We start from the raw sequence: 20,387 nt of genomic DNA on the forward strand, positions 1-20,387 counted from the left end.
GTTTATATAGGTACAGCTGGTGCTGCATTGGTGTAAGGTAGTATAATTGGTTCCTCTTCGGTAGCCTGAACAGGCATAGTCACCTTCTCCAGATTAAGGCTTAAGGATACCATAAAAATTTCATGCTCATGCAGCAGCTTTAATTTGTGCTGACCCGGATAAAGCAGCTGAAGCCGTTTCTGCACATTTTTTAGGCCAATGCCGTGTTTGCCAGGTGCCGGTGCCTGCGCTTCCGGCACGGCGTTCAGCACTTTAAAACGTAGCTTGTTCTCGAGCACATGCAGTTCTATGCTAATCCAGGCCTGGTCTAGTTTTTCGCTGGCGCCATGCTTAAAACTGTTCTCCAGAAAAGGTATGAGCAAGAGCGGTGCTATCAGTTTTCCATCAGGGTTTCCTGTTATGGAGAACGACAGATCCAGCCTGTCGCCGTAACGCAGCTTTTCCAGTTCAATGTAGTTCTTTATAAATCTGATCTCCTTCTCCAGGCTTACCAACGGCACATTACATTCGTACAGCATAAAGCGCAGCAAACCTGATAGTTTTACCACTACCTCCGGCGCTTTAACAGACTGTTCCAGCGTTAGCGAATACAGGTTATTCAGTGTATTAAACAGGAAATGCGGGTGCACTTGCGATTTAAGAATTTGCAGCTCTGCTTTAAGCTTCTCCGACTCCAACAGCTGGTTCTGCCTTTCTTTCGTGTACCAGTGCTTGGCCAGTTTTATTGCTCCAGCAAATCCTGTTATCGTTAAACCGCCCCGCAGGCCACCCATCAGCGCATAATAAAAGGCAGCCATCGAGGTCATCTGCCTGTATGGCCCCACAACATTAAGTGAAACCAGCGCACATGTGGTACCCATTCCCAAAATAGCTAATACTAAGCCAGCTATAAAGTAGGCATACCTGCCCTTCAGGAGAAAGCGCGGGATAAGCAAGTACATAAATGTATAGCTTAGCAGAACCTGTGCTGGCAAAAAAGATAGAGTATCGAAAAAGGCAAGGCGGTAAGCATCCAGATCCAGATTAACGGAAGTAATGTTAGGGCTTGCGGGCTTAGAACCGTAAATAAGTGCAGAGAAGGCGGCAAAGGCAAGCCAGAAGGCTACATGTCGCGCCACGCGATGCCTTAGTTTATCCGAGAATATAAAGTCTGAATCTTGCAGCTGCATAGGCTTTGAGAATACACTTCTACTGTTATACCTAGGTTAATTTACGCAATTAACTCTAGCAATAGTATACTCCTATCTTGATTATAGACAAACGACAAAAAACCGTAGACTAACTGCAACAGAAAACCAGCAATGGCGGCTGTCAACCTGATGCTGTTGAGTGCATGCTGCAAATTTGATCTAAGCGAAAACTCGAGCACGCTTAAAAACAGCTGTCTATCTTTCCGCAACTAATTTATCTGATACACAACAAACTAGAACTATGAAAAAGATGATCATCAAAACCTCGGCCTGCCTTGCATTAACACTGGGTTCATACTTTACGGCCAATTCCCAAAGCATGGAGGCAGCCAAAGAACCGTACTGGGTAACAGAAACAAACGCTAAGCTAAAAAACTACACTATTGTGCGGTTTTACAACACACAACACCAGTTGGTGTATGAAGAAAGGCTAGATGGCGTGCACCTTGATGCAACGCGTAAAAGAACAAAACGCATGCTAAGTAAAGCGCTTCAGGGTGTTATGCAAAACAATATTTTGGCAAGTCAATACTTTAGATCACACCAACCAAAGAAACGCATTGCCTCTACCTAATGCAGCCTTACATTAGCCCCGGTTCTTTTAAAGCCGGGGCTTTTTTGTGTGTTTTGCATCTGAGCCTGCACTGAAAATAGGTAAATAAGCAGCTTTACCGTACTTTTGAAAGTATAAGTATAACATAGAAGCTGGCAGTCTTACCTATAAAGTATGCCAGCCGCAGCACCAACATGGAACCAATCAGACTAAATAAATTTATAAGTGATGCTGGCTACTGCTCCCGCCGTGAAGCAGACAAACTAATTGAGCAGGGCCGCGTGATGGTGAATAACAAACGCCCCGAGGTCGGCGCCAAAGTTACAGCCAAAGACAAGGTTCGCGTGGACGGTAATTTACTGGAAGTTGATGCTGTAGAACCTGTTTACCTGCTGCTGAACAAACCTGCCGGCATCGAAACCACTACTGATACCTCGCAGCGCGATAACATCATCAGATTTGTAAATTATCCGGAGCGTATTTTCCCGGTTGGCCGCCTTGACAAAGATTCAGAAGGCCTAATCATACTTACAAACGATGGCGACATTGTAAACAAGATACTGCGGGCCGGCAACAAGCACGAAAAAGAATATATTGTAACGGTAGATAAGCCCATTAACCACAGCTTTGTAGAAAGAATGAGTGGCGGTGTGGCTATACTTGGGGTAAACACCAAGAAGTGCTTTGTAGAGCAGCTGGGGGCAAACAAGTTCAGGATTATACTTACACAGGGCATGAACCGCCAGATACGCCGCATGTGCGAAACTCTTGGTTACGAAGTACAAACGCTGCAGCGCACACGCATTATGCACCTGTCGCTGGCTAAGATTCCGTTGGGCCAATGGCGCAACATGACCGATGCTGAAGCTGCAGAACTGCAGCGCCTGGTGGCAACATCTACTAAAACTGAAGAAGGATCGGTAAGTAAAAAACGCATGGAGGCTCCTGCTCCAACTAAAAGTAACAAACCTAAGCCACGTAGCGGCGCTGCTTCGGCTGGTAAAACTGGGGGTCGTTCTGGGGGTGCTGCAAAGAGCGGAGCAAAAGGCAACTTTGGCGGAAAAAGCAGTAAACCCAAAAGTGGTACAACCAGTAACAGTGGATCTCGGGGAGCATCTAAAGGAACACCTAAAGGTGGCGGAAGCAAAGGCAGAAGACGATAGCAATCAAGTCTCTCCTACCTATAAGTAGAAGTATTGTTTCGCTTCTCTTAGATTGTAGTTTGTGGCTCAAAAATGAGAGGCTGTAACGGCGCTGCCGTTCTTTCTATAGTATATAGATGAGCAGTTACTACTCTTAACTCCATTCTTAATTGTTAATTCGTAATTTATTATTCCCATCCTTTTCCTGTAATTTTGGCAAATCATTTACTACAGGCGTAAGTATAGGCAACGTATAAACCACAAGCAGCAACGCCATAACAAACCATGGAACCAAAGCGACTAAATAAATTTATAAGCGATACCGGCTTTTGCTCACGCCGTGAGGCAGACAGGCTGATTGAAGAAGGCAGGGTAACCGTAAACGGTAAAGAGCCGGAAGCAGGTATAAAAGTTACGCCGAAAGATAAAGTAAGGATTGACGACCAGTTGCTGAGCGTACGCGACGAAGCGCCTGTTTACCTCGTTCTGAATAAGCCTTCCGGGCTATCGGCTACAGCAGACATGGAGGTGCGCGATAATGTGGTAAGAGCCATTAATCACCCGGCTTCGCTGCTACCTGTAGGTAAACTAGATAGAGAAGATGAAGGGGTGCTGTTTCTGAGTAACGACAGCGACTTTGTAAGAAAGCTGACGAAAATGGATACCAGGCTGGAGAAGGAACTAATCGTGACCGTTAACAAGCCTATCTCATCAGACTTTATAGCAAAGCTTAGTGAGTCATGTGCCTCTTTTGAAGAGGGTACTCCTAAAAAGGCTGTCATAAATAAAGAAGCTACCACGCGGTTCAGAATTGTGCTGGAGCCAGGTATGAACCATACCCTGAAGAAGACTTGTGAGGCATTAGGCTACAAAGTTACTTTTATGCAGCGTGTACGAGTAAATAACATTACGCTTACTAAACTGCAGAAAGGCCATTGGCGCACATTAACATCACAGGAGATAGAAGCCCTGAAACAAATCTCCTCTTCAAAAGCTGTTACGGCCCCTGCTAAAAGCAAACAAGACTACAAGGGCAATACTTCAGGCCTGAACAGAGCCGCCACAGAGAAAGGCGCTTATCAAAAACCAGGTAAGTTGGGAGGAGCAACAGAAACTGCCGGAGCAGGAAAAAGGATTGGTAAATCGAGGCCGGCAACAGCAGGATCCGGTAAAGGTACAAGAGGCGGAGCAAAAGGACCAACTGGTCGTGGTGGTGCTGCCGGAAAACCAGGCGCATCCAGAGGAGGAAGCAAGCCGGCAGCCGGCGGCAGAGGCGCTGCTCCTAAAAGATCATCTAAACGATAAGCAGAAGTATAGCTGCCACAACAACAAAGCCCCCGCAAGTATAAACCTGCGGGGGCTTTGCATTAGGTACTGTACATTTATACTACCTTATCGCTTACCGCTTTAAGTAAACTCCTAAACATGCGGTTGCTGTCAGGCTAAGTTGAGTGCCTCCATTTTTTAGCTTGATGTACAATTTATCTAAAGTTTATCCTGAAGCTTGCTTTCAAAAACAGCTTCGCACTCTTTCTGTTCTTGTTGCTGGTCTAATAGCGGAATACCGGTTTCGCAGTAGCCCTTTAGCATAAACAAGTGCCTCGCCCAATGATAGTTACAGGTAGCATAAAATTCATCCTCTGATACATAGCCGGTGTGCTTAAAATCAAGGCAGGTATAATTCCCCCTATCAGATAAGCTAAAGGTGGCACGTGTACCGGTCCAGGCATCATCATGATTCAGGCATTCCCATTCCACAAAAGTATCAGGCTTAAGCGCCACTACCTTCATGTAGTTTGTTGCATGTCCCTGTAAGTAAAACTCATTTACAAAACCTACTTCTGCCTTAACCTTACAATCTGCTATCCACCATTTAGAAAGTCCTTTCTGTGATGTTAGTGCATCATAAACTGTTTTCCGGTCTGCAGGAATAAGTACCTGGTGATAAACGTTTGCCATACTGTCAAGCTATTGTTATATTTTGAAGATACACGGAAAGAGGGACAAAATTTTATCCTTAGCTAAATAAAGTTAAACCAAGGCGGATTTAGTTGCTCACCCTGCCCAACTACCCATTTTACCTGCCTGATAATCTCGGAAAGCCTCGTGAATTTCCTGCTCCGTGTTCATCACAAACGGACCATGTGACACTACTGGCTCATTAAATGGTTTGGCGTGACCTAACAAAATATAGCTGTCTTCTGTAGCTTCTACTTTAAGTTCTTCGCCTTCATTAGCAAACTCCACTAGGTTAAGCTTTTGTACATTTTCACCGTTGACTTTTACGGTACCGCGCACAACGTAAAAAAAGATGTTTCTTTCAGGTGCTATACTTGTGGTAAAAGTACCTCCTTGCTGCAGCTCTATACTTGCCATGTGTATATCGCTAAGCGATGGTATAGGGCCTCTAATGTTGCCCCAATCACCAGACACTGCATTTACCTTAACTTTGCCGCTATCTTGGGTAGCTACCGGAATTTTATCTTTCTGCAACCCAATGTAATTTGGCTTAGTCATTTTATACTTTGCGGGCAAGTTAAACCACAGCTGCAGAATCTCCATTTGCCCTCCCTCCTGCTTAAATTTTTCAGAAGATACTTCGGCATGTATTAATCCTGAGCCTGCCGTCATCCACTGCACACCGCCTGCTTCTATTACATCTTTACCGCCTCCGGTATCCTGGTGCATAATGTCTCCGTCAAGTATAAAGGTTAGCGTTTCGAAACCACGGTGCGGGTGCGGCCCGAAAGGCAACCCTTGGTTATTAGGCTTATACACCTGCGGCCCATGATGATTCAGGAACAGGAACGGATCAATGTAATTAACTGACTGTGTGGGAAGCGCCCTGTAGGTTACAAGATCTGCAATGGGTGCGCTTATAGCTTTATGTACTTTTTTGATCTTTCTCAGCATATCATTTTGTTTAATGTAGCTACATTAATTATACAACATTTAACCTTAATGGCAAAGAAAAGTTTAAACTGCCATTAAACAAGGATATACTTTTTGAAGGTAATCACCTACAAACATGACACTTTATTTGTCAGTTGGTTTTGTTTATACTTGATTGATTTTGCGCGTGCACATGCTATTCTTACCAACTGCCAAAATTATACTTTAGCTTGTGTTAGCAAGTATCAAAAAGCTGGATTCCTGCCTATCTGCTTAGAGCTGGCGCGTTAGTTTTCTGCCAAAACCACCAATGCCTACCGTTAAATAATGCATGCCGCCGCCAAATCCATCATACTTTTTATAGAACTGGGGGCTGTTAAACGCATAGCGAAGGCGCACAAACCAGAAAGACTCCTCCGGCCCCTGCGATACCATTCTTACCTTACCTGAACGCCCCATTTTAAGATCCAGGTTGGCTCCCAAGGTGTAGGTTGTAGTAAACTTCAAGCCCAGGTCCTCGTAGTCAGGGTTCTTTTCTACCACGCCAGTGGGTGGTGTTATATCCATACCGGCGATACCGGCAAAGGGAGCTAGTTTGATACGCTGCTCATCTACCAGCACATAGCCTATACTTGCCTCCGGCAGAAATACAGTGGCTCGCTCATCTTTCTCCCAAACACCTGATTTAAAAGGAAGTGCCTCTTTGGTGCTGTTAAAACCAATGTAGTCGCGCAGGTAAAGCACCCAGTTCTTATATGATACATCAAAGGCCACTCCAATAGGTACATTTGTATTAAACTTATCTTTTAGCTCGCCGGAGAAAATGCCCACACCAGAAAAAAACTCAAAGCCAAAGCCCCATTTGGCCGGCTTAAGTTCGTAACGAACGTACTGCTTCGTAAAATTGGCGTAAGGGCTTACAGGATAGCGCTGCAGAAACGACGTAGCCATGTGGTTCAGGGTATCCTGCGGTACCAGTTTGTACTCGTCTCCGGCAATGGTGTTGAACAGGTGCATCTCCAGGAAATCTTTTTGCTCCTGTGGCAGCTTGGTCTGTGCAATGTTAGAGGCCATTAGCACTGCAGAGGAGCGTGTTCTTTCTAACATCTTATCGAATAACATATCGCGCTGCGGCACCACTTTCCTGTAAATAGCTCCCACCTCCTCATCAGAAAAATCTTTTGCATCTTGTAACAAACGCTGGTAATCCTCTGTCCAGTACATGATCAGCCAGCGTTCACCGGGGTACAGGGCAAGGTAATCCTTATCTTCTAATCGCTGCAGGCTGTCGCTTATAACTTTCACCGTTGTAAAGTCTTTATCCAGAAACTTATCCAGCAACATGCTTCTGCCTTTATTTATGATTTCGCGTTTGCTCTCATCAAAAGAGACAGCATTTTGCAGCACCTCTTTTTGCTGCGCCACCAGCATTGGTGATAGAAGCAAAAACAAAAGCAGAAAGTATACATTCTTCATAACGTAATATTAATTAAGCTTACAAATATAGCTGATGTTCAAGTCTTAACCTGCAATACTTGTCTGATTAGAGGTTGCATAAAGTTGATTTCTGACACAGCACCAGAAACCTTGTACTTTAAAAAGCTCTACCGGACAATTACCTGCTTTCACAAAGTCCTACCTACTAAAACTAAATATATTAGCCAAAACTAATTAACTTAGCAAAAGTATTACTTGATATGAAAGCAGAAGATTATCTAAAAGGTCGTGGTGCACAGTATAATCCGGCAAACCCATACTTAAAGCAAGAGTATGTAGCAGAGCACATCGAGGGTCTGGATGAGGCAATGGTTTCCAACTCTAAAACGGAGTTCCTGGTGGAGCACCCTAAGAAGATCGTAAACAAAGTGGAGAGCCCCGATATTGGCTTGAGCTACTCGCTTAACCCCTATCAAGGCTGCGAGCACGGCTGCATTTACTGCTATGCCCGCAACACTCACCAGTACTGGGGCTACGGTGCCGGGCTGGATTTTGAGCGAAAGATAATTGTAAAGGAAAATGCGCCACAAGTATTGGCAAAACAACTCGAGAACCCAAACTGGCAAGTTATGCCACTCATGCTGGCCGGCAACACCGACTGCTACCAACCTATAGAGGCTAAAAAGAAACTTACACGCCAGATTCTGGAAGTGCTGCTGCAGTACCGCCATCCGGTTAGTATCATCACTAAAAATGCCCTCATCCTCCGAGACCTGGACCTGCTCACTCAACTTAATAAACTGGACCTGCTGCACGTGAACATAAGCATTACCACTTTAAATGAAAAGCTGCGCCAGAAGCTGGAACTCCGCACTGCATCAGGTACAAAACGCCTGGAGGTGGTGCGCCAGTTAAGTGCCGCAGGCATACCGGTAAATGTGATGGTTGCACCCGTTATTCCAGGCTTAAATGACTCAGAGATACCGCAGATTATAAAGCAGGCTGCCGAGGCTGGCGCACAGCATGCCGCTTATACTATTGTCAGGTTAAACGGAAGTATAGGGCCCATTTTTGAAGATTGGATACAGCAGGCTTTTCCGGACAGTGCAGCCAAGGTGCTTAACCAGATTGCCGACTGCCATGGTGGTAGCCTGAGCGATAGCCGTTTTGGCACGCGCATGCGCGGTGAGGGAAAGTTTGCAGAGGCTATTGCGAAGCTATTTAAGATGAGCAAACAAAAGTATATGGCCGGAAGAAGTATAAAACCCTTTAACTACAGCCACTTCTGCACCAGGGTAGGCAAACAGATGGAGTTGTTTTAGCTGGCACAAAAGAAAAGCGAAAGTAAAACTACCTCCGCTTTTCTACACTTAATCAACTAAACTACATTTTACTCTTTATCTTGTTAATCATGCCGGCTTGTCCGTTCAATTGCTCTACCTGTGCATGCCCCTTTGGGTTTGGTGGGGCCAGGTTTGGCAGGTCGCCCTGTGGCAAACCAAGATCTACTCTAAACTCCCCTTTGCCATCCATAGATTTGCCTTTGCCCCAGCGTGAGTTTCGCATCTCATCTACTGATCCGTCATCGTCGTTAACTTTAGTAGATACAAAAGCATAGTTATACTCGTGGTTCTCCTGAGACTGCGGGAATGAGTTCGGGATAGGGTGTACGCCCTTTAAACCACCCAGTTCTTCCAGCACAGCCAGCCACTGGTTCTGGTGCATGGTATCACGGGCAATCAGGAAGGATAGCATGTCTTTCATACCTGGGTCATCGGTTGCCTCCCATAACCTGGTTGCCAGCACACGGCCAGTAGACTCTGCCATAACATTAGCATACATATCGGCGGCAAGATTGCCACTACCTACCACCCACGATCCGTTAAATGGTACTCCGTTACTGTCTACGGCCATAGCTGCCAAACCCGATGAAAGCACGTGCCTTGGGTTCATGCCTCCCATCACGGCTCCAATAACCTTATCTTTTGCCATCTCCTCCTGCAGCGATACCGGTGCCCCCTCCAGGTTAAGTGCAACTGCTGTTGCCAGCACCTCTATATGCGAAATCTCCTCAGTGCCTGTTTCCATCAGCATGTCGCGGTATTTCTTGGGTCCGCGGCTGCCCCAGGCCTGGAACAGGTATTGCAAGCATACTCTTATCTCTCCTTCTACGCCTCCTATTGCTTGCTGCAGCATATTGGCAAAAGCAGGATTTGGTTTCTCTACACGTACTTTGTACTGTAGTCTGCTATCATGATAAAACATAAGTTTGTTTTTAAAGATTGAACATATATAGGATTTACGGAAGGGCAAAGTGCTTGTTATAAATTAAATTATAATCTATATACATTAAACACTATTTCTATTTATATATAAAGATTTTATATATTTAACCTAGAAACGTGCTGCTGCCACTGTTGAAGCAGTTTGGCATGTTTCTTCGGCAGCAAGCTGCTAAACTTAAAGCTGTTGTTTTAGTATATGCAAAACACGCTACAGCCAGCACCACAGTTGCATAAATCACTTTCAAATTGCTTATGACCAACGAAAACGACATTGTAGTAGAAAACTGGGCAGAGCTACAGAATGCCTTATTCGACCATAGCTGGGACAGCAAAATTGAGCGTTTCCGTTCTTCGTTTGTATACCGCGGTGCTTCTAACCCCGACTTTGATCTGTGCACCAGCATTATGCGCATTGGCAGCAAGTACGAAGAACTGGAGCCTCACCTGTTGCGAAACTTCCGGAAGTATGCCCATACCAGCGCCACCTCCGGCAACTCTGTCTGGAACTGGTTAGCACTGGCACAGCACCACGGCCTGCCTACCCGCCTGTTAGACTGGACCTATTCGCCTTATGTAGCCCTGCACTTTGCCACCGAGAACTTAAACAGATACGACGAAGACGGCTGCGTTTGGTGCGTAAACTATGTGAAATCGAGGGAGTTTCTGCCGCCGCCACTCATGAAGGCCCTGGAAGAAGAAGGCTCTAATGTGTTTACACCGGAAGTGCTGGAGCCGGTGGCACCATCATTTAAGGCGCTTAAAAGCTTTCAGGAAGATGAGTACGTGATGTTTCTGGAGCCGCCCTCCCTGGATGCACGCATCGTGCACCAGTATGCGCTCTTCTCGATGATGTCTGATGTAAAAACAGAGCTGAGCCAGTGGCTGCAAAGGCATCCGGACCTATACTTTCGGGTGGTTATACCGGCTAAACTAAAGTGGGAAGTACGTGATAAACTGGATCAGGCCAATATTACAGAACGTGTACTTTTTCCGGGTTTAACAGGGCTGAGTCAATGGCTGAAGCGGCATTACACCCATAACTGAAATTTTAACTAAGAAATCCGGTAAACAAGCGACATTGTGTAGAGAAACCGCTATATTAAGGGTATAAATTATACTTACACGTTTACCCTTGATGAAGCCGCGACGACTGCACCTGAATACACCCTTGGCCCGCTTAAAAAATTACAGCACAAAATTTAAAGCACAGGATTTAATTAAAAGCTATACGTTACAGGCTGCTGCCATACTTTGCGGTCTGCTACTGCATACGTCCTGCGCACAGGAGCGCGAAGCCGCCTCTGCCCCACTACCCGACCAGCAACCAGTAGTGCTAGATAGCGCTGCAGCACCAGCCGATACACAGGCCACTGCCAGCACTGCCCCTGTTGCTGCCCCGGAAGTGGCACCTGCCGATACAGGTTACAGCTATCCCGGACCAAAGCCATTACCGGGAGCTATACTTCCAAACAAGCGTATACTTGCCTACTATGGCAACCCCTTATCTAAACGTATGGGTATATTAGGCGAGTATCCTGAAGATGAAATGCTGGCTAAACTGGATGCCGAAATCGCCAATTGGGCCAAAGCTGACTCGCTAACGCCTATACAGCCTGCCCTGCATGCTATTGTGGTAACTGCACAGGGTCACCCAAGCGCCGGAGGCAAGTATCGCCTGCGCATGACCGATAAGATGATAGAAGGGGTGCTGGCCATGGCAGCCAAACGCGATGCCATCGTATTTTTAGATGTTCAGGTTGGCCACAGCACCTTACAGGAAGAGCTGCCAAGGCTGGAGCAGTTTCTGAAATTGCCGCAGGTGCACCTGGGCATTGATGCAGAGTTCTCAATGAAAGACGGCAGCGTGCCTGGCCGTAAGATCGGCACATTTGATGCAGAGGATATTAATTACGCTACCCAGTATCTCTCTGATCTTGCCAAAACCAATGGACTACCACCAAAGCTACTCATTGTGCACCGCTTTACGCAAGGCATGATTAAGAACTCCGATAACATCATACTTAGACCGGAAGTACAGGTTGTAATGCACATGGACGGCTGGGGACCTCCTGCCCTTAAAAAAGACACCTTCCGGCGCTATATTAAAAACGAACCGGTACAGTTTACTGGCTTCAAAATATTCTATAAAAACGACACTAAAAATAACTCCCGCTTGATGACACCGGAAGAGGTACTGGCGCTGCAACCTACGCCTATGTATATTCAGTATCAGTAGGATTTTTGAAAGAGTGGTTGCATTGGTGACTGCCATTGGTGCTGCACTTGGTTGTGCATGCTAAAGTGCCCCGCCTAAAGTATAGGCGGGGCACTTTTTTATTTCTCCATATAAGGTTGCCAGTTCACAATCAGCACCTTCTCCTCGGGCAGCAGCAAATAGCCGTAGTCGTAGCAGAAGTGGTAGGTGTTGCCTTTGCTGGTGCGGTAGAGGTGGGTGAAGTGGCGGAAGTCGAAGCCGGCCATTTCCAGCAGCTGTTTGTAGGTGGTGGTCTTTCCCTGTGGGCTCGCCTGCCTTAATATAGTACGGTTGCGGCGCAGTGCGGCGTTAACGCCCTGGATGAGCTGCTCTCCCGCATTCTGACGCCTTTTCTGGTTGTGAACCTGCGCTCTGCATTGATCAGAGCAGAACTGCTTGTCGGCTCTCCCGCTCAGGGCTTTGCCGCACTGCGGGCAAGGTTTGGTCTCATTCATTTGCTACCCGTTTTTAAGGTTTACTATTAACTGGACGTAAACCTGACTACCTATGCTGTATCGTAATATGCCTGTGCTTTACCTGAACACGTTAGAGCACAAAGGAAAACAGTTTATCAGATTATGGTACAAGCCAGACTACCGAATCAACAAAAAGCTGAAGGAGAGTGACTTGGTTAAGTACAGCAAGACCTACAAGTGCTTTGTGGCACACAAGTCACCGGAGGCGATCGAACTGTTGCACAGGCACTTTCAGGGAGTGGCGCTGGTGGATGTGCGCTACCTGAACAGGCTAAAGCGGCTAAGGCCGGCGCTAGGGGCTGTGGTCACATCCGGAAGCCCACGGTTCGAGCCACTGGGGAAGCTGCCCGAACTCCCGGTCATGCGCCTGCAGCCGCTCGAGCACGAGGGAAAGATTTGCATACAGATCTCCTTCCCCTTTAACGAGCATATCTATAAGGTGCTTAAACACAGCGACTGTTGCCGATGGTTAGAGGGGCCGCGTTGTTTCGCAATAGGCTCCTCTTCAGGTGATTTGCACCAAATGCTCGACCAGGTGCAGGGAACGGCCCTGGTGTGGCTCTGCAATACACTTAAAATCAACGACATGTCCGTCATGCGCAGGCTTTGGGAGCAGACATATGTGAAAGCCGAAGGCTACATCACCTGCCCGCTGCCTTACCTGGAGAAGCTGTTCCTGCTGAACTATTCACTTAACACCATCCGGACCTATCACAGTTTACTGCTCCGTTTTATTAACGGGCACAAATCGGTGGTCCTGGAGCAGATCAATGCCTTTTCAGTGGAGGAGATCAACGCCTATCACCGGCAGATGGTGCAGGCAGGCACCTATTCCTACTCCTTTGTGAACCAGAGTATAAACGCTGTCAAGTTCTACTTCCATCGCATACTGGGCAGGCACACCATGGACCTGAGCCACGTGGAGCGGCCCGAGAAAGCCGACAGGCTGCCCACCGTGCTCAGCAGGCAGGAGGTAGGCAGGATACTATCGGCCACCGAGAACCTGAAGCACCGATGCCTGTTGCAGCTGCTCTACGCCGGGGGGCTGCGCATTGGGGAGGTTATCAACTTGAGGCTCACGGACGTGCAGTCAGATAGGAACCTGCTGCTCATACGCGGGGGTAAGGGCAAAAAGGACCGTACCACGCTGCTCTCGCAGAGACTGCTCGAGAGCCTCAGGGCATATTATAAGGAATACAGACCGAAGGTGTGGCTCTTTGAGGGACAATACGGCGGCCAGTACACCACCGACAGCATTCGCAACGTGTTTAGGGACTGCGTGAAAAAGGCCGGTTTGCAGAAGAAGGTAACGCCCCACTCACTGCGCCACTCCTTTGCCACGCACTTGCTCGAGCAGGTAACTAACCTACGCTACATCCAGTCGCTGCTGGGGCACAAGAGCAGCAAGACCACTGAGATCTATACCCACATCACCAGCCACGGACTGGAAAGTATTATCAGCCCGCTTGATAATTTATAGGAATGTTATATATTAGCTCTGAAATGTATAAAGGATGAAACTGAACCCAGAATGGAAGGTTGAAGACCGCAAAAAAGCAGTATCAGCACACTCCAGCTAAAGGGCCAATAACCGGAACTACTCCTTATACACTATAGTTAGCACATATTGCAGTTATAGAAAATAAAAATGAAGAAGAACCCTGCTTTTGATGAGTTGATTTCTTGTATTGTGAATAAGAATAATCAAGAGTTTGCGTCTATATTAGCATCAACATCAATAGACTTAAATACTAAAGGTGAAAAAGGTTTAACCCTTCTACATTTTGCAGCAATACACTTTGCTGTTGAGATTGGTCAGCTACTCATTTCTAAAGGTGCTGATATTAATGCGAAAGATAATTTTGGGAATAATGCTTTGTGGAGAGCTACTTTTGAATCTAAAGGCAGAGGGGAGTTCATAAAGTTGCTTCTAAAGAACGGTGCGGACAGGTATGAAAAAAACGTAAGTGGTATAAGTCCACTTGACTTAGCAAATACTATAAGCAACTATAATGTAAAGCAGTATTTTGAGAACAACACTGGTGCTAACCACACCTAAACTTTAGCTACGCCATAGTTTAGCCCAGTACGTTGGCAGGTATAAGAACTAATAGAATGATTCAGCTAAACGACCCAAAGTGGAAAGAGCTTAAAGGTGGATACCAAACACCTTATGACGCTTCCATTGCCCTAAGTAGACTTGAAGAAACGAATAGCTCTGAAGAAGTAGATGATATACTTGCAGAGCTTTGGGACGAATTGCATCATCAGGGAGATGTTGGTTTAGCTTCTTATTTTGCTGTTCCACATCTAATCAGAATAGCTAGAGACAAAGGTATAATTATTTCAAATGTACTGGGTCTAATAGCGGTCATTGAAATTCAAAGGCACAAGAAGAATCCTCAAATACCTAAAGAATATCTGGAGTCATATTTAAATTCCTTAAATGAAATACCTGAACTCGTAGATTCAGCAAAGAGTAGAGAATGGGACTTGGAATTTACAGCAGCAGCCTTGTCAGCGTTAGCAGCATCAAAAGGACAAATAAAGATAGCTCAAGCTGTGCTGAACTTTGACGATGAAGATGTGCTGGATGAATTTCTTGAAAATTACTAAGAATTAAATCTGCCAACACGGCACAGGCAGTATGTTCGGCTAAGGCCTCACCCATTGCCTGTACAAGTCCGTTGGCAAACATTTAGAATGAATAAATATCTACTAATCTTACTTATCAGCCTCTCCTTCTCCGCATGTGGGCAGACAGTAATAAAGACACCTGAAAACGCTATGTCAAAATTCGAAGAATTTAAAAACAAGGAAAAGTTTGTAGAAGAAAACTCATTCTTCTATCCCGGCATAGCAGACCCTAAAATGCGGCCCGTATTAACAGAGAAAATTAATAAAGCTGCAGACGATTTCAAAGCTGTAGCGGAGAGCCAAAATCCAACAGATAAAGAATATCAGGACAAGATAGAATTAGGTCTTTCAAGATTTTCTGATGTATACATGGACTTGGATACCGAAGATAGAGAAAGGGTATGTACTTACTTCGAAGAACTGATGGATATAGTGGGGTTAGAGAGTTCTGGCGGACATTTGATGAAGTTCATGTATGGGTTTAGCCTTCCAGAGTCATCAGGGACAGAAGAATAAAAACACTTGCCAACAAAGTTCAGCCTGTATGCTCGGCTTCGCCTCGCCCATCGGCTGCACGAGTAACGTTGGTGGCAATTTAGATAAACCCTAAGCTATGACACAAATAATACTTGAAGGGAAATTACTGTTGTATTCTGCTACGGGGACTGAAGGAGGATATTTATCTTTCCAAGACAAGAAATTTACAAATTTAACTTCACCTACTTATGGAATTAGTAATAACTGCATTGTATGGGACAAAGATGATTTATTAAAACAAGGCGTTACATCAAATGCAGAAGTTCTATTAGACGGCAATTGGATAGAATTTCCTGACCCAATTTGGAAAGACAAGGACTTTGAAATTTCTTCTCTTCATTGTGGTGAACTAAATGGAGACTTGAATGCAGATAAACGGCTATCTGAGAAGTACGAATTCAAAATTAAGTACTCAGTAGAAAGACTTGATGAAGCTTATGGTGAAGGCAATTGGAAAATAGATAGAAAGCTACCAAATGTGATATTAAAAGATGGCACACATTTACATTTTGGAGATTCACCAACAACAATACCTTCAAGACCTTATGGTATTCCAAAAGATGGGAAGACTAGAGTTTCAGTTACTTGGAAAGACAATACCATAGAACACAGAAAACTATCTGATGACCTTTTGGTTGAACAGTCAGATTACAAAGGGCTATATATGCTAAAAGAGGGAGATATACTAAAAGTAATGCACCCTAAAACAAAGGATATAATTTGTGAAGGTCAGATAGACCAGATTCCTTTAAAAATATTTAGCCAAACAATAAAAGGACACTTTGACCAAGTTAATAAAAGTGTTAATGGAAACTGTAATTGGGAAATGTACTTTGTTGAAAATTATTTAGCAGAGCTACACAGGAAATAATATAACTGCCACCAACAGTGTATAGCCAAGAGCCTTCCGCTGAAGCTCCAGGCTCTCGGCTATACCAGCGTTGTGTGCTACTATCTTTAAAAAAGCATCATCATTACTTAAAAAGAAATCAGGCTCTGATTCCCCAAAAAATTAACTATAAATGAGACCCGTAGAGTTTGATAGCTTTGCAGAAGATGTTGAAAATGCATTAGCGACAGTTATCAATGAATACAATTATCAAATAATAGCTAAAGACAAAAGCAGCTTTGTTTGTAAGAACAACAATAACTCAATTCATATCTTTTATGAAGGCAGCTCCATTCAGTTTAACATCATAAATAGCAAAGGAGAAGAATATCATGTTTATGAACTATTAAACTTAAAAGGATTTTCTTCATTGGTTCCAGTAGAACCAACAGTTAAACCAGATGAAAACTTCCTGAAAAATATAAAAGACAAACAGGAATTCTATATTGCTGATTTAAAATGGATTAAGACAATAAGCCAAATAATAAGCTTTTATAAAATCCTGTCAGTAGATTGAACAAGAGTTGGGAAATATAGCACCACACAACAAGGTTCATAGTTTAGGCTGCGGTTATACCTTGCCCACACTATGCACAAGACGTTGGCAGTAGTTGAGTAAATTAACTAAAGTCTTTACACATGATAAGTGATTTCTTCGCATACGATATAGCAACAAGTACACTGAAATACACTTCTGAAGGTTCTGCTTATTCAATTCATGTTCAGAATCTTGTTGCTGCTCAATTTTATCCAGAATATAGCTTGATAATAACGACAACACAAGACGGAGAAAAGGAAGAATTGCGTGGTTATTCAACATCAGGAGAGATGATATTTAAACAACCTGCACCTGAACATTATAAGTTCTGGTACTTAGGAAATGACTTAAGAATAGCCTTTACCGAGAAAGATGAATTTGCAGAGAAATCAGGAAGAAGTGGTTGGTGGTTTAAGATAAACCCATTGGACGGAGGATTAGAAAAAGACTGCTGGGCTTATTGAAGAACAAATGTTAACAGTGAATTAGAACAAATTCTGCCAACAAAGTATAGCAGTAAGGCTTGCTGACGCGGCGCCTATGCTACACTAGCACGTTGTACAACATCTATAAATCAAAATAAACTTGCTACATGAAAACAGTTTTAACAGTCACAATCATTGTTTTCTTCGGCTTAACGACCTGCTATGGTCAAGCTAACAGTATTGATTTTTCAAAGTTCCGCTTGAGTGGGTTAGAATACTACTCCAGCAAGCAGGCAATATCAAAAAAGTTTGGTAAACCCAAAAGAGTTGTAGAGCCAGATTATGAATGCGGTTTTTACTCGGAAAGAGAACAAGGGAATAAATACTACCAATTGGACTATGAACATCTTAAGTTCATTGGTAATGATAAGGAGCTGTATGGAATAGAGACAATGGAGTTTAGCTCAAATGGGGACAAAATTTTAGAATACGGGCAATGGGAGCTGAGTGCAAAAACCACTATAAAAGACTTCGTCAAGGTTTTTGGCAAATCAGCATTAGACAAGCCATACAAGCACAATAATGGAGAAACAAGTATTACACTTTTTGCAAAGGGTGCTGACAACGGGATAACTTTCTTTTTTAACTCAGGGCATTTGGTTAGAATTGAACACTTCTCTCCTTGCTAAGAAAGCCATTGTACAACAAAACCTAAAGCACACTTAGGCGTGCCTTAGCTAAATCCGTTGTAACAAATCAATGATAACTAAAAATCCATACTGCAATTTTGAACCTGACCAAGCCAACATCAAGCAACTAAGCTGCGAAGCTTGGAGGTTAACAGAAATTAAAGCTTTAAAAAACGAGAAGTGGATTGGCGGACATTTTAAACTAACAATTTTTAAATGCAGCAAATGTGAGAACTACTGGAAGATAGGTGAAGAATTTGACTCGCACCATGGATATTATAAAGAGGCAATAAAACTAAATGAATTTATGCAGCTAAATGGTGAAGAAATCAGTTTTTCAATAGGTGAATTGCAAAAATGAACTAGTTACAACCACACCCATAAGCCAGCTTCGCCGCCTTATGGCCAAGTCCGTTGGCGGTAATTTGACCAAACTTAAAAAATGAGAAAGATTATTTTATTAGGTGGTATATTTCTTTTTGGAGCGTTGGTTCCTTTTATTCCTTCAATGACTGTGGTGGAATTGTTCTTTCTCTTAATCCCATTTGTCATGGTTTTTTTGATGACCTTATTATATTTGGTAATAACCTTATTCAATAAAAATCTGAACAGTCGCAAAGCTCTTTTTATTTTTTCAGTTCTCCCGGTTTTTATTATAGCCCAATTTTCATCTGGATTTACAATTGACAAGGTTCAACGATTTCGGAGTGATGGGATAATTGCGGATATTGAACAGGTAAAAAATCGGACAGGTAAGTTTCCCGAAAGCTATAGAACATCATTAGGAATTAAATACCAAAAAAAATCGGATCAGGATTCATATCAAATTAGTTATTCAAGAGGATTTATGGTCTTAGAAAAATATAGGTCGAATGAAGGTAAATGGGAGAGTTATGGCTGGAATGACTAAAGAAAACTACCGCCAACAAAATATAAAATCAATGCTCAAACCTGTCTCTAAAAGAACTCTGTGCTCGTTTGCTTAGCAGATTGTCCTGCGGACAATCACGCTCGCCAGCTCGCACTGTTTTTATACGAGACGTTAGCGGGAATTAAAATGACGAAAGATAAACTAAGAGCAGCAATAAAGTTTGCTACTTCAAATGAGCAGGCATTGAAGGAGTCGGCTTATGCAGGTTGTTATTACTGTTTAAGAACTTATCCGTCATCAGAAGTTACACAGTTTTTGGAAGTAGAGAGAACCGCTTTATGCCCAAAGTGTGGAATTGATAGTGTACTTCCATCTAACTCTCCATACGAACTAACAGTTGACACTTTAAAAGAACTCAATAAGTTTTGGTTTTAAACACAAAAGAATGACTGACTTAAAAACTTTTGTTTCGGAAACAATTCAGCAAGTAGTAGAAGGTGTTAAAGAAGCTGGGCAATATCTTAAAGAGAATATTGACTATGAAAGAGATGGCTTTGTGCAGGTTGGCGACGGCACATTGAGTAATATTGAATTTGACATTTCTGTTACATCCACTGAATCATCTAAAACAGAATGAAGAGCTGGTGTTATGATTAAGGTTGTAGATTTTGGAGTAAAAGGTGCAGACAATAAAGAAGCAGTTTCTATGAACAAAATTAGATTTGCTGTATCAGTTAGTCTACCTAAAAGTGCTAACAAAAAGTTTGATTTCTAGAAAAATAAAACCCGCTAACCAAGTGCATAATTTAGGTTTCGGCAATGCCTCCCCCATATTATGGCACAAATCCGTTGGCGGTAATTTAGATAAACTTGGTGAAACCAATGTTAGAAACTGATTCTCTTAAAATCAAAATAGAGAGTATTAAAAAAACGATTGAAGTGTTGGTATCACCCTTGTGCGAAGAAAAATTTTCCGTCATTTGGTACGGTGCTTATGATATAGACCCAAAGCATCTTGTATACTGGATCTGTGTACAATCAGATAGGATGAAGCAGGAGCTTAAAAGTAATCTTTCTCTTATCAAAAATTTAAGAAAGACTCTGGAAGCACAAGATTATCCCATAGCCTCCAGGGAATTTGTTGTGTTTGGTTTTGAATCCCAAGAGACCGTAGATAGGGAGTCAAATGGGCATTGGTGGCACCATTTCAAGTGATTGATTTATGAATTTCAACGACAGAACAGAGTTTTTAGAGTACTTAAGAAACAACCCAGAAGATGGCTCGGCTTTCGAAGGAATTGAAATTAATAAACCATATGATTTGGGGTTTAAAGACTTTGATAATCTCCAGCGTATTTACATCACCTTTGACAAGTATGAAAATTTTTGTTTGTTCTTTCATCCAGAGACAAAGGAACTACTCTTAGGAGATGTGAACACCGGAGGTCATGCTGCAAGATGTAGAGTTGTTAAAATAGAAAGAGACACTATTTTTTCAAGTCCAGATTCTGTGAAGAAGTGGTATGACAGATGGGCTTGGGAAATGTGGAAGTAAAACAACTGCCAACCCAG

26 protein-coding genes are annotated in these 20,387 nt (G+C 43.6%); 20 read left to right on the plus strand and 6 right to left on the minus strand.

The genetic code is table 11. The annotated features are described in order from the left end of the window. Positions 1 to 2: 2 nt before the first annotated feature. Positions 3 to 1,169 carry a sensor histidine kinase gene (locus WG943_RS00250; protein ID WP_340406015.1) on the minus strand — a complete coding sequence of 389 codons (1,167 nt, stop codon included), beginning with the start codon at positions 1,167 to 1,169 and terminating at the stop codon, positions 3 to 5. Positions 1,170 to 1,431: 262 nt separating this feature from the next. On the opposite strand from WG943_RS00250, the gene WG943_RS00255 reads away from it, so the two are divergent. The 3 genes from WG943_RS00255 to WG943_RS00265 all read left to right on the plus strand — a co-directional run bounded on the left by WG943_RS00255 (position 1,432) and on the right by WG943_RS00265 (position 4,190). Next, a complete protein-coding gene (locus WG943_RS00255; protein ID WP_340406016.1) occupies positions 1,432 to 1,764 on the plus strand; it encodes a hypothetical protein in 333 nt (110 codons plus the stop codon). A gap of 173 nt (positions 1,765 to 1,937) precedes the next feature. Continuing rightward, positions 1,938 to 2,906 (plus strand): 23S rRNA pseudouridine(2604) synthase RluF, encoded by a 969-nt coding sequence (gene rluF / locus WG943_RS00260; protein WP_340406018.1) that lies wholly within the window; start codon positions 1,938 to 1,940, stop codon positions 2,904 to 2,906. A gap of 264 nt (positions 2,907 to 3,170) precedes the next feature. Further along, complete coding sequence (locus tag WG943_RS00265; protein ID WP_340406019.1) at positions 3,171 to 4,190, plus strand: S4 domain-containing protein; 1,020 nt, start codon at positions 3,171 to 3,173, stop codon at positions 4,188 to 4,190. 180 nt (positions 4,191 to 4,370) lie between these two features. On the opposite strand, the gene WG943_RS00270 is transcribed toward WG943_RS00265, so the two are convergent. The 3 genes from WG943_RS00270 to WG943_RS00280 form a co-directional block, all read right to left on the minus strand. Then, complete coding sequence (locus WG943_RS00270) at positions 4,371 to 4,844, minus strand: SRPBCC family protein (RefSeq protein ID WP_340406020.1); 474 nt, start codon at positions 4,842 to 4,844, stop codon at positions 4,371 to 4,373. A 96-nt stretch (positions 4,845 to 4,940) separates the two neighbouring features. Beyond that, entirely contained in the window at positions 4,941 to 5,795 is an 855-nt protein-coding gene (locus tag WG943_RS00275) for a pirin family protein (RefSeq protein ID WP_340406533.1), read from the minus strand. A 255-nt stretch (positions 5,796 to 6,050) separates the two neighbouring features. Further along, a complete protein-coding gene (locus tag WG943_RS00280; RefSeq protein WP_340406022.1) occupies positions 6,051 to 7,253 on the minus strand; it encodes a hypothetical protein in 1,203 nt (400 codons plus the stop codon). 221 nt (positions 7,254 to 7,474) lie between these two features. Between WG943_RS00280 and WG943_RS00285 the strand changes: the two genes are divergently transcribed. Beyond that, complete coding sequence (locus tag WG943_RS00285; RefSeq protein ID WP_340406023.1) at positions 7,475 to 8,536, plus strand: PA0069 family radical SAM protein; 1,062 nt, start codon at positions 7,475 to 7,477, stop codon at positions 8,534 to 8,536. Positions 8,537 to 8,597: 61 nt separating this feature from the next. On the opposite strand, the gene WG943_RS00290 is transcribed toward WG943_RS00285, so the two are convergent. Continuing rightward, the gene (locus tag WG943_RS00290; RefSeq protein ID WP_340406025.1) at positions 8,598 to 9,479 is read right to left on the minus strand and encodes a manganese catalase family protein; all 882 of its coding nucleotides are present in this window, start codon (positions 9,477 to 9,479) and stop codon (positions 8,598 to 8,600) included. Between the two features lie 272 nt (positions 9,480 to 9,751). Here WG943_RS00290 and WG943_RS00295 point away from each other — a divergent pair, with 272 nt between their 5' ends. Together WG943_RS00295 and WG943_RS00300 are read left to right on the plus strand one after the other, a co-directional pair. Further along, entirely contained in the window at positions 9,752 to 10,543 is a 792-nt protein-coding gene (locus WG943_RS00295) for an FRG domain-containing protein (protein ID WP_340406026.1), read from the plus strand. Positions 10,544 to 10,634: 91 nt separating this feature from the next. Beyond that, positions 10,635 to 11,735, plus strand: a complete 1,101-nt coding sequence (locus WG943_RS00300; protein WP_340406027.1) for a hypothetical protein — start codon at positions 10,635 to 10,637, stop codon at positions 11,733 to 11,735. A 98-nt stretch (positions 11,736 to 11,833) separates the two neighbouring features. Here WG943_RS00300 and WG943_RS00305 read toward each other — a convergent pair whose 3' ends face one another. Next, entirely contained in the window at positions 11,834 to 12,208 is a 375-nt protein-coding gene (locus tag WG943_RS00305) for a DUF2116 family Zn-ribbon domain-containing protein (RefSeq protein WP_340406028.1), read from the minus strand. 52 nt (positions 12,209 to 12,260) lie between these two features. On the opposite strand from WG943_RS00305, the gene WG943_RS00310 reads away from it, so the two are divergent. The 14 genes from WG943_RS00310 (at position 12,261) to WG943_RS00375 (ending at position 20,370) form a co-directional block, all read left to right on the plus strand. Beyond that, positions 12,261 to 13,709 (plus strand): tyrosine-type recombinase/integrase, encoded by a 1,449-nt coding sequence (locus WG943_RS00310; protein ID WP_340406029.1) that lies wholly within the window; start codon positions 12,261 to 12,263, stop codon positions 13,707 to 13,709. Positions 13,710 to 13,877: 168 nt separating this feature from the next. Beyond that, positions 13,878 to 14,288 (plus strand): ankyrin repeat domain-containing protein, encoded by a 411-nt coding sequence (locus WG943_RS00315; RefSeq protein ID WP_340406030.1) that lies wholly within the window; start codon positions 13,878 to 13,880, stop codon positions 14,286 to 14,288. A gap of 56 nt (positions 14,289 to 14,344) precedes the next feature. Beyond that, on the plus strand, positions 14,345 to 14,845 hold the full coding sequence (locus WG943_RS00320) for a hypothetical protein (protein WP_340406032.1): 501 nt from the start codon (positions 14,345 to 14,347) through the stop codon (positions 14,843 to 14,845). Between the two features lie 87 nt (positions 14,846 to 14,932). After that, positions 14,933 to 15,382 (plus strand): DUF4844 domain-containing protein, encoded by a 450-nt coding sequence (locus WG943_RS00325; protein ID WP_340406034.1) that lies wholly within the window; start codon positions 14,933 to 14,935, stop codon positions 15,380 to 15,382. Between the two features lie 97 nt (positions 15,383 to 15,479). Then, positions 15,480 to 16,274 carry a hypothetical protein gene (locus WG943_RS00330; RefSeq protein WP_340406036.1) on the plus strand — a complete coding sequence of 265 codons (795 nt, stop codon included), beginning with the start codon at positions 15,480 to 15,482 and terminating at the stop codon, positions 16,272 to 16,274. 151 nt (positions 16,275 to 16,425) lie between these two features. After that, on the plus strand, positions 16,426 to 16,809 hold the full coding sequence (locus tag WG943_RS00335) for a hypothetical protein (RefSeq protein WP_340406037.1): 384 nt from the start codon (positions 16,426 to 16,428) through the stop codon (positions 16,807 to 16,809). A 122-nt stretch (positions 16,810 to 16,931) separates the two neighbouring features. Then, positions 16,932 to 17,294 (plus strand): hypothetical protein, encoded by a 363-nt coding sequence (locus tag WG943_RS00340; protein ID WP_340406038.1) that lies wholly within the window; start codon positions 16,932 to 16,934, stop codon positions 17,292 to 17,294. Positions 17,295 to 17,422: 128 nt separating this feature from the next. Then, the gene (locus tag WG943_RS00345; RefSeq protein WP_340406040.1) at positions 17,423 to 17,944 is read left to right on the plus strand and encodes a hypothetical protein; all 522 of its coding nucleotides are present in this window, start codon (positions 17,423 to 17,425) and stop codon (positions 17,942 to 17,944) included. Between the two features lie 70 nt (positions 17,945 to 18,014). Further along, positions 18,015 to 18,305: a hypothetical protein gene (locus WG943_RS00350; protein WP_340406042.1), complete on the plus strand. Its 291-nt coding sequence runs from the start codon at positions 18,015 to 18,017 to the stop codon at positions 18,303 to 18,305. An 81-nt stretch (positions 18,306 to 18,386) separates the two neighbouring features. Beyond that, positions 18,387 to 18,854 carry a hypothetical protein gene (locus WG943_RS00355; protein WP_340406044.1) on the plus strand — a complete coding sequence of 156 codons (468 nt, stop codon included), beginning with the start codon at positions 18,387 to 18,389 and terminating at the stop codon, positions 18,852 to 18,854. A 147-nt stretch (positions 18,855 to 19,001) separates the two neighbouring features. After that, positions 19,002 to 19,250 (plus strand): hypothetical protein, encoded by a 249-nt coding sequence (locus tag WG943_RS00360; protein WP_340406045.1) that lies wholly within the window; start codon positions 19,002 to 19,004, stop codon positions 19,248 to 19,250. Positions 19,251 to 19,260: 10 nt separating this feature from the next. Continuing rightward, entirely contained in the window at positions 19,261 to 19,452 is a 192-nt protein-coding gene (locus tag WG943_RS00365; protein ID WP_340406047.1) for a hypothetical protein, read from the plus strand. Positions 19,453 to 19,697: 245 nt separating this feature from the next. Next, positions 19,698 to 20,030: a hypothetical protein gene (locus WG943_RS00370; RefSeq protein WP_340406048.1), complete on the plus strand. Its 333-nt coding sequence runs from the start codon at positions 19,698 to 19,700 to the stop codon at positions 20,028 to 20,030. A 7-nt stretch (positions 20,031 to 20,037) separates the two neighbouring features. After that, a complete protein-coding gene (locus tag WG943_RS00375; RefSeq protein WP_340406050.1) occupies positions 20,038 to 20,370 on the plus strand; it encodes a hypothetical protein in 333 nt (110 codons plus the stop codon). Positions 20,371 to 20,387 lie beyond the last annotated feature (17 nt).

The sequence above is a fragment of the Pontibacter sp. H249 genome, from assembly GCF_037892465.1.
Classification (GTDB): Bacteria; Bacteroidota; Bacteroidia; order Cytophagales; family Hymenobacteraceae; genus Pontibacter.

Bases quoted from the DNA above. Each gene is read 5' to 3' on its own strand.
- WG943_RS00305 (WP_340406028.1), bottom strand. From the start codon at position 12,208: ATGAATGAGACCAAACCTTGCCCGCAGTGCGGCAAAGCCCTGAGCGGG.
- WG943_RS00370 (WP_340406048.1), top strand. From the start codon at position 19,698: ATGTTAGAAACTGATTCTCTTAAAATCAAAATAGAGAGTATTAAAAAA.
- WG943_RS00280 (WP_340406022.1), bottom strand. From the start codon at position 7,253: ATGAAGAATGTATACTTTCTGCTTTTGTTTTTGCTTCTATCACCAATG.
- WG943_RS00330 (WP_340406036.1), top strand. From the start codon at position 15,480: ATGACACAAATAATACTTGAAGGGAAATTACTGTTGTATTCTGCTACG.
- WG943_RS00295 (WP_340406026.1), top strand. From the start codon at position 9,752: ATGACCAACGAAAACGACATTGTAGTAGAAAACTGGGCAGAGCTACAG.
- WG943_RS00350 (WP_340406042.1), top strand. From the start codon at position 18,015: ATGATAACTAAAAATCCATACTGCAATTTTGAACCTGACCAAGCCAAC.
- WG943_RS00265 (WP_340406019.1), top strand. From the start codon at position 3,171: ATGGAACCAAAGCGACTAAATAAATTTATAAGCGATACCGGCTTTTGC.
- WG943_RS00375 (WP_340406050.1), top strand. From the start codon at position 20,038: ATGAATTTCAACGACAGAACAGAGTTTTTAGAGTACTTAAGAAACAAC.
- WG943_RS00355 (WP_340406044.1), top strand. From the start codon at position 18,387: ATGAGAAAGATTATTTTATTAGGTGGTATATTTCTTTTTGGAGCGTTG.
- rluF (WP_340406018.1), top strand. From the start codon at position 1,938: ATGGAACCAATCAGACTAAATAAATTTATAAGTGATGCTGGCTACTGC.
- WG943_RS00335 (WP_340406037.1), top strand. From the start codon at position 16,426: ATGAGACCCGTAGAGTTTGATAGCTTTGCAGAAGATGTTGAAAATGCA.
- WG943_RS00325 (WP_340406034.1), top strand. From the start codon at position 14,933: ATGAATAAATATCTACTAATCTTACTTATCAGCCTCTCCTTCTCCGCA.
- WG943_RS00345 (WP_340406040.1), top strand. From the start codon at position 17,423: ATGAAAACAGTTTTAACAGTCACAATCATTGTTTTCTTCGGCTTAACG.
- WG943_RS00320 (WP_340406032.1), top strand. From the start codon at position 14,345: ATGATTCAGCTAAACGACCCAAAGTGGAAAGAGCTTAAAGGTGGATAC.
- WG943_RS00255 (WP_340406016.1), top strand. From the start codon at position 1,432: ATGAAAAAGATGATCATCAAAACCTCGGCCTGCCTTGCATTAACACTG.
- WG943_RS00340 (WP_340406038.1), top strand. From the start codon at position 16,932: ATGATAAGTGATTTCTTCGCATACGATATAGCAACAAGTACACTGAAA.
- WG943_RS00285 (WP_340406023.1), top strand. From the start codon at position 7,475: ATGAAAGCAGAAGATTATCTAAAAGGTCGTGGTGCACAGTATAATCCG.
- WG943_RS00365 (WP_340406047.1), top strand. From the start codon at position 19,261: ATGACTGACTTAAAAACTTTTGTTTCGGAAACAATTCAGCAAGTAGTA.
- WG943_RS00310 (WP_340406029.1), top strand. From the start codon at position 12,261: ATGCTGTATCGTAATATGCCTGTGCTTTACCTGAACACGTTAGAGCAC.
- WG943_RS00315 (WP_340406030.1), top strand. From the start codon at position 13,878: ATGAAGAAGAACCCTGCTTTTGATGAGTTGATTTCTTGTATTGTGAAT.
- WG943_RS00270 (WP_340406020.1), bottom strand. From the start codon at position 4,844: ATGGCAAACGTTTATCACCAGGTACTTATTCCTGCAGACCGGAAAACA.
- WG943_RS00250 (WP_340406015.1), bottom strand. From the start codon at position 1,169: ATGCAGCTGCAAGATTCAGACTTTATATTCTCGGATAAACTAAGGCAT.
- WG943_RS00290 (WP_340406025.1), bottom strand. From the start codon at position 9,479: ATGTTTTATCATGATAGCAGACTACAGTACAAAGTACGTGTAGAGAAA.
- WG943_RS00360 (WP_340406045.1), top strand. From the start codon at position 19,002: ATGACGAAAGATAAACTAAGAGCAGCAATAAAGTTTGCTACTTCAAAT.
- WG943_RS00300 (WP_340406027.1), top strand. From the start codon at position 10,635: ATGAAGCCGCGACGACTGCACCTGAATACACCCTTGGCCCGCTTAAAA.